Source organism: Ferrovum sp. (assembly GCF_027317285.1).
Taxonomy (GTDB): domain Bacteria; phylum Pseudomonadota; class Gammaproteobacteria; order Burkholderiales; family Ferrovaceae; genus Ferrovum.
On record NZ_DAHVHV010000078.1, the window covers coordinates 1 to 6026 of the forward strand.

General features: G+C 56.0%; 7 protein-coding genes, 1 tRNA gene and 1 pseudogene. 5 read left to right on the top strand and 4 right to left on the bottom strand.

The features are described from left to right. From M6F29_RS11010 to M6F29_RS11030, 5 genes are all read left to right on the top strand, one after another. Positions 1–216, top strand: a 216-nt coding sequence (locus M6F29_RS11010; protein WP_298159771.1) for an efflux RND transporter permease subunit, incomplete at its 5' end; no start/stop codon positions are given. Further along, positions 213–1352, top strand: a complete 1140-nt coding sequence (locus M6F29_RS11015; RefSeq protein WP_298159774.1) for an efflux RND transporter periplasmic adaptor subunit — start codon at positions 213–215, stop codon at positions 1350–1352. The genes M6F29_RS11010 and M6F29_RS11015, both read left to right, overlap by 4 nt. After that, positions 1349–2803 (top strand): efflux transporter outer membrane subunit, encoded by a 1455-nt coding sequence (locus tag M6F29_RS11020; protein ID WP_298159777.1) that lies wholly within the window; start codon positions 1349–1351, stop codon positions 2801–2803. Before M6F29_RS11015 ends, M6F29_RS11020 begins: the two co-directional genes overlap by 4 nt. After that, positions 2803–3438: a GntR family transcriptional regulator gene (locus tag M6F29_RS11025; RefSeq protein WP_298159779.1), complete on the top strand. Its 636-nt coding sequence runs from the start codon at positions 2803–2805 to the stop codon at positions 3436–3438. The genes M6F29_RS11020 and M6F29_RS11025 overlap by 1 nt, the downstream gene beginning before the upstream one ends. 46 nt (positions 3439–3484) lie before the next feature. Then, a tRNA-Ser gene (locus tag M6F29_RS11030) sits at positions 3485–3574 on the top strand. Between the two features lie 167 nt (positions 3575–3741). Here the strand turns inward: M6F29_RS11030 and M6F29_RS11035 are convergent. The 4 genes and pseudogenes from M6F29_RS11035 to M6F29_RS11050 form a co-directional block, all read right to left on the bottom strand. Beyond that, a complete protein-coding gene (locus M6F29_RS11035; RefSeq protein ID WP_298159781.1) occupies positions 3742–4767 on the bottom strand; it encodes a class I fructose-bisphosphate aldolase in 1026 nt (341 codons plus the stop codon). 40 nt (positions 4768–4807) lie between these two features. Continuing rightward, on the bottom strand, positions 4808–5224 hold the full coding sequence (locus M6F29_RS11040; protein ID WP_298159784.1) for a hypothetical protein: 417 nt from the start codon (positions 5222–5224) through the stop codon (positions 4808–4810). Positions 5225–5255: 31 nt separating this feature from the next. Then, positions 5256–5495, bottom strand: a pseudogene (locus M6F29_RS11045) (GNAT family N-acetyltransferase); the annotation flags it as partial. 149 nt (positions 5496–5644) lie between these two features. Next, positions 5645–6026 (bottom strand): hypothetical protein (locus M6F29_RS11050; protein WP_298159790.1); only part of this gene is annotated, 382 nt, incomplete at its 5' end.

Genomic DNA, 6026 nt, shown 5'->3' on the forward strand with positions numbered 1-6026 from the left:
CGCTTGCGTCCGGTGCTGATGACGGCTCTGGCCATGGTCATCGGGATGCTACCCATGGCTCTGGGGCTGGGGGAGGGCGGAGAGCAGAATGCGCCCCTGGGGCGTGCCGTCATCGGAGGATTGCTGTTTGCCACTGTGGCGACCTTGTTCCTTGTGCCCGTATTGTTTAGTTTGATTCGTTCTGGACGCTCGATTTCCTCAAGGACCATGTCATGATTTCCTCTCGTTTCTTTGGTGGGTTGATTTTTCTGGGGGCAGTAGGGGTTGCGGCTTGGGGTATCATGAGCCGTTTGCACGCTCAAAATGCCCTGGCCCAGAATTCGATAGCAGATGCTCAATGGCAGGTGGAGGTGACTCATGCTCTGCCGGAAAATCATGTGCCCGATCTGGTTCTTCCCGGCCAATTGCAGGCCTGGACCGAAACCCCGATTTATGCCCATACTTCAGGGTACCTCAAACACTGGACGGCAGACATTGGGCAGAAGGTCAAGGCTGGGCAAGAAATCGCCGAGATCAGTACCCCGGATATCGATGCGCAGGAAGCACAGGCAGAAGCCGAGATGCGGACGGCAGAGGCCAATGAGGAACTGGCACGAGTGACGGCGCAACGGTACGCTGTCCTCCTTCCAACCAAGACTGTATCGCCCCAGGATGCAGACAATAAACGTCTGGATGCGGAAGCCAGGAAGACGACGCTGGATGCGGCACGGGCCAATCTGGAACGACTGCATGCGCTGGACCAATTTCGAAAGATCGTCGCTCCAGTGGACGGGATCATTACTGCACGCAACGTGGATGTGGGAACCATGATCGATAGCGGATCGGCCAATGGCAAGGCGACAGAACTGTTTCATCTGGCAGATACCCGGCGCCTGCGGGCCTATATCCCGGTTCCGGAAGACGAAGTGTCTTCTCTTCCCGCGGGTGGGGCGGTCAGTATCGAGGCGCGCGCTTTTCCGGGGCGGACCTGGAACACTCAATTGGTTCGCCATGCCCAAGCCATCGATCCCATCAATCATACGGAGTTGGTGGAATTGAACCTGGAGGGCGGAATGTTGTTGCCGGGTAGTTATATAGAGGTACATTTTCCTCGCCATGCTGCGCAGCGGTCGGTCACCTTGCCTGCCAATACCTTGGTGTTTCGTGCCAGCGGGACTTCTGTGGCCGTAGTGAATGAACATCAGGTGGTATCCCTGAAACACGTGATCGTGGGACGGGATCTGGGTGAACGCATCGAAATTCTGGCAGGGATCAGTCCATCGGATCGGGTAGTGGTGAGTCCCCCTGATTCCTTGTCCGAGGGGGTGGTGGTCGTGGCCCATGAGGCCAGTGTGCCCAGGAAAGCACCATGAAAAAGGTTCTGATAGTGGGGCTTGTCTTGGTGGGGGTATCGGGTTGCTCCTTTGCACCCTCTTACACTCGTCCTGACTTGCCCACTGCATCCCAATACCATGAAAAAATGACGGAGGACGGGCACTGGGTGCCTTTCAAAGCCACGGAGGCCTCCCAAACCTGGTGGAAGGCCTTTCATGATCCGGTGTTGGACGATCTGGAGCATTCGGGGTTGGTGGCCAACCAGAATTTATTGGCGGCGTTGGCACGTCTGGACCAGGGGCGCTCATTGGCTCGGGAGCAATGGGCCAATCTATGGCCTACGATGGGAGCTTCAGCCACGCATCAATTGACGAAAATTTCCGAACATACCATGATCTTTCCGGTACAAAACTATCCTGCATTCCAGACCAATCAGGTGCAGTTGGATCTGAACTACGAACTGGATATATGGGGAGCCTTGCGCAATGCAGCCCATGCCGCCGATGCTCAGGCCCGCGCCAGTGCCGACGATCTGGCCACCTTGGCCTTGTCTACGGAAGCCGAAATTGCGCTGGATTATGAATCGTTGCGCGCGCTTGATGCGGAGTTGTTTGAGACGGAACGGTTGGTGAGTAGTTGGGCAGATAACCGTACGCTGACCGCCGTTTTGGTGGTGGGTGCCGAGGCGGCGGTCCCGGACCAGGCGCAGGCCGATCTGAATTGGCAGATGGCACGCCAGCAACTCAATGAGCTGCGTTTGCAGCGCCAGCGGATGGAACACGCCCTTGCTCTTCTGGTGGGAACCAATCCCGAGGAGTTTCATATTGCCCCGGTGAGGGACGAATTACCCCCTCCCTTGCACCCCGTACCGGGGATGCCTTCGGTCTTGTTGGAACGACGTCCCGATGTGGTTAGTGCCGAAGAGAAAGTGAAGGCCGCCAATGCCAATATCGGGGTGGCCAAAGCCGCGTGGTTTCCCGTCTTTAATCTGACGGGATATACGGGCTATGGCAATACGGGGTATGGACCTTTGCTGGTGGCACCCAATCGTTTATGGTCATTCGGTCCCACTTTGTCGTTGCCCCTGTTCAATGGGGGGCAGATCGCAGCGGCCAATGACTTGGCACGAGCCCAGTGGGAGGAGAGCGTGGCCAATTATCGAAATACCGTGCTGGGGGCGTGGCGTGAAGTAGAAGATCAACTGGCGGCCCTGCGCGAATTGGAAGCCGAAGCGGAGGCCGCGCGTGGAGCCAGCGAGGCAGCGCAGCAGGCCTTGGAACAGGCTCGTCTGCGCTTTGAGGGAGGGCTGACCAGCCGCTTCGAGGTACTGCAGGCTGAGCGGACCGCGGCCCTGGCCTTGACCGGAGCGACTCAATTGCGTTTGCGGGCTTTGGCGAGCAGTATCGTTCTGGTCAAGGCACTGGGCGGCGGGTGGTCGGATTCCCCTGATTCGGCGAAGTCTCATGCTTCAGCGGGAGCACATTCCTGATGGCTCAACCCTTACTGCGCCGTTGCATGAGTGACCAGATTCGTGATCACTTGCTGGAATGTATCCTAGAGGGAACCTATGCGCCAGGACATCGTTTCGTGGAACTGGACCTGGCGGCAGAATTTCAGGTCAGCCAGAGCCCCGTTCGTGAAGCTCTGCGCGAATTGGAAGTGCTCGGTGCAGTGGAGTCCCAACGCTACAAGGGGACCCGCGTACGCTCCCCCAATCCGGTGGAAATGGCTGAGGCCTATGTTCTGCGGGCTATCCTGGAACAGCGTTCGGCAGAATTGGCTGTTCCTTGCCCAACTGACGTATTGGATTCCCTGCGCGCCACTCTGGCCTCCTTGCACGAGGCGGCTCAAGATCGTGATGTGACCTGTTACAGCCGCCATGCGCTCGATTTTCATCGAAGCATCGTGGTGCAGTCCGGCAATCATTTGTTTCTGGAAATCTGGGAGAATGTCCAGACCCGTGCACGTTTGCCTTTTGTGGCTCAGCATCTGGCCGCCGAATTGGACTCCTGTGCCGCCCTTCACGATCCCATTCTGGCGGCCCTCGAAAATGGAGATGGGGCCTTGGCGGGAAGGCTGTTGCGCGCTTTTATGGAATCCTTGCTGGACAAACTGCCGCGCTGAAAGGTTCTGTCACCTGCCGGAGGTTTTTATCTTATAATCGCGTTCTGGAGAGGTGGCAGAGTGGTCGAATGTACCTGACTCGAAATCAGGCGTAGGTATATGCCTACCGTGGGTTCGAATCCCACCCTCTCCGCCAAGATATGTGGTTGAATATTTTTTATGGTTGACGACCCCCCGCCTTAAGGCGAGAGTCGTCAACTGTCATTCCTGCTTCGGTCGTACTTGTACCATGTACAGGTATCCATCACTGGATTGAGCGACAGCAACCCGGTCGGCTGGGAAATCCGCTGAGCATCTGGATGGTCAGTCCGATGCCTCCATCGAAGCAAGATATTCACCCCGCTGTGCGGCACCGTTTAACCGTGCCCGCTTCAGCATGGCCTGCTGTGCGGTAACGATGTTCTCGGCCTTGCCCTGCCAGGCTTGTAGTACCGGTTGTTGCAGGGCGCGACCGTAAGAAAAGGAGAGCAGCCAGGGAACATCGGGATACCCTGCATTCATTGCGTTGAGGTTGGCTGTTGCCTGTTCGGGGCTCAGACCACCGGAAAGAAAGTTGATGCTGGGCACCGCTGCCGGTACGGTGCGCCGGAATACCCGCAGGGTCGCTGCAGCGATCTCTTCGGGGCTGGCTTTGACCGGATGATCCTTGCCCGGCAGTACCATGTTGGGTTTGAGGATCATGTGCTCCAGCACGATGTGATGGCGGTGCAGGGCATAAAAAATTTCCTTCTGTACCGCTTCGGTTACTTCGGTGCAGCGGGCCAGACTATGATCACCGTCGATCAACACTTCTGGCTCGACAATGGGCACAATGCCCTGTTCCTGGCATGCCGCCGCATAACGCGCCAGCATCTCGGCGTTGGCGGAGATGCCCAGCGCTGTTGGGTTGTGCTCACTGATTGAGTAGACCTCGCGCCACTTGGCGAAACGCGCACCTTGGCTTTTGTAGTGCCGCAATCGCTCCGCCAACCCGTCCAGGCCATAGGTGATGAGATCGCCGGACGCCAGCGCCAGCGGTCCTGTGCCCTTGTCCACCTTGATGCCGGGGACGATGCCACGCCGCGCGAGCACTTCGGGCAAAAGGACTCTATCATCGCTGATCTGGTCAAGTGTCTCCTCGAAAGTGATTACAGCACTGATGTAGTCTTCGATGCCGAGGGCGGTAAACAATAGGACGCGGTAAGCGCGGCGGTTCTCCTCGGTGGATTCAACATTGATCGGCGCAAAACGCTTGGCGATGGTGGGCTGGCTCTCATCGGCGGCGAGAATGCCCTTACCCCGTTGCACCATCTGCTCGATGGTGGATTGGCGTTCGTCTGCAATAGTCATGGTTCATCTCCTGTAATAGGTGCAGCAATGACACGCTCAGTTACCGTTTATGGCTCACAGGAATAAACCATTTTGGTTTGATTCTCCAAAAATCGGCACGCCGGTTTGTTTTGAGCGATTTTTTGGGATCGAGAACCACGGGGCCATTTTGATCGCGAGAAAAAACGACCCAATGCCAAAACGGATGGCCATTTTCAAGATGCCACTTGATGGAAAGGAGCGCTAGATCAGGAAGCTCGTTCCACGATGAAAATGGTGATTCCCCTTCACCGGCTGAAAAGCCAAAATGTTTGAGAAGAATCCGCACATAATGCGTATCTGACCACAAACCACGGTCGGCAGCGAAGATGCCAAGACTATTGGCAACCGTTCTTGCCTCCTGGTAAGAGAGCCCGGCAAGCGCGGCCACGCTTGCTATCCCGCAGCCCGATATTTCTTCCTGAACGACAGGCTTCATAATTCCATCGCATTGAAATAAAAACAATTTATCATAGAGTAACTTTCAGTTTTCGACCGCCTGTTATCGAAAATCCTTCACGCTCATAGAATGCCAAGGTTCTGTCGAACTGGGGAAGCGGTGGGGTTGTCACCTCCAAACGAGTCCAGCCGCGCGATGCGCCGAAGGATTTTGCCTGAAATACCAGATCAAGGCCCAATCTGTTGGCGCGGTAAGCAGGGCGAACATAAAGTTCCGGTATGGTGCCGAAGGCACCTTCGGCATACATATAGTGGTCCCAAGTTTTTGGACAGCCAATTAAGTTATGATCAGGCCCATTGAATGGAGCAGAAGAGATGGGTGAAAGGAAGAAGCGCCAGGTATTTTCGTCGGAATTCAAGGCCAAGGTTGGCCTGGAAGCGATACGCGGATTGAAGACGGTCAACGAGTTGGGACAGGAGTATGGAGTGCATCCGGTGCAGATTTCGCAGTGGAAGAAAGCCAGCAATCCGAGAAGTTGTTTGAAGGGAAACGGGGGCCGAAGCCGGTGTCGGAACACCAGGAACCGGAGCGATTGTATGGTGAGATCGGGCGCTTGAAGATGGAATTGGATTGGCTTAAAAAAAAGTCCGGGATATCCCTGCCATGACAAGGCGTGATTGGGTTGAGCCGATGGTCGGGATCGCCGTTAGTCACCAGTGCCAACTGGTTGGGGTAGCACGCTCCACGATTTACGCGAGTCATCGCACCCCGGTTGTTTCGGAAGATGATCTGCTGATTTGTCGTCTGATTGATGCTGAGTATACGGAACATCCGTTTTACG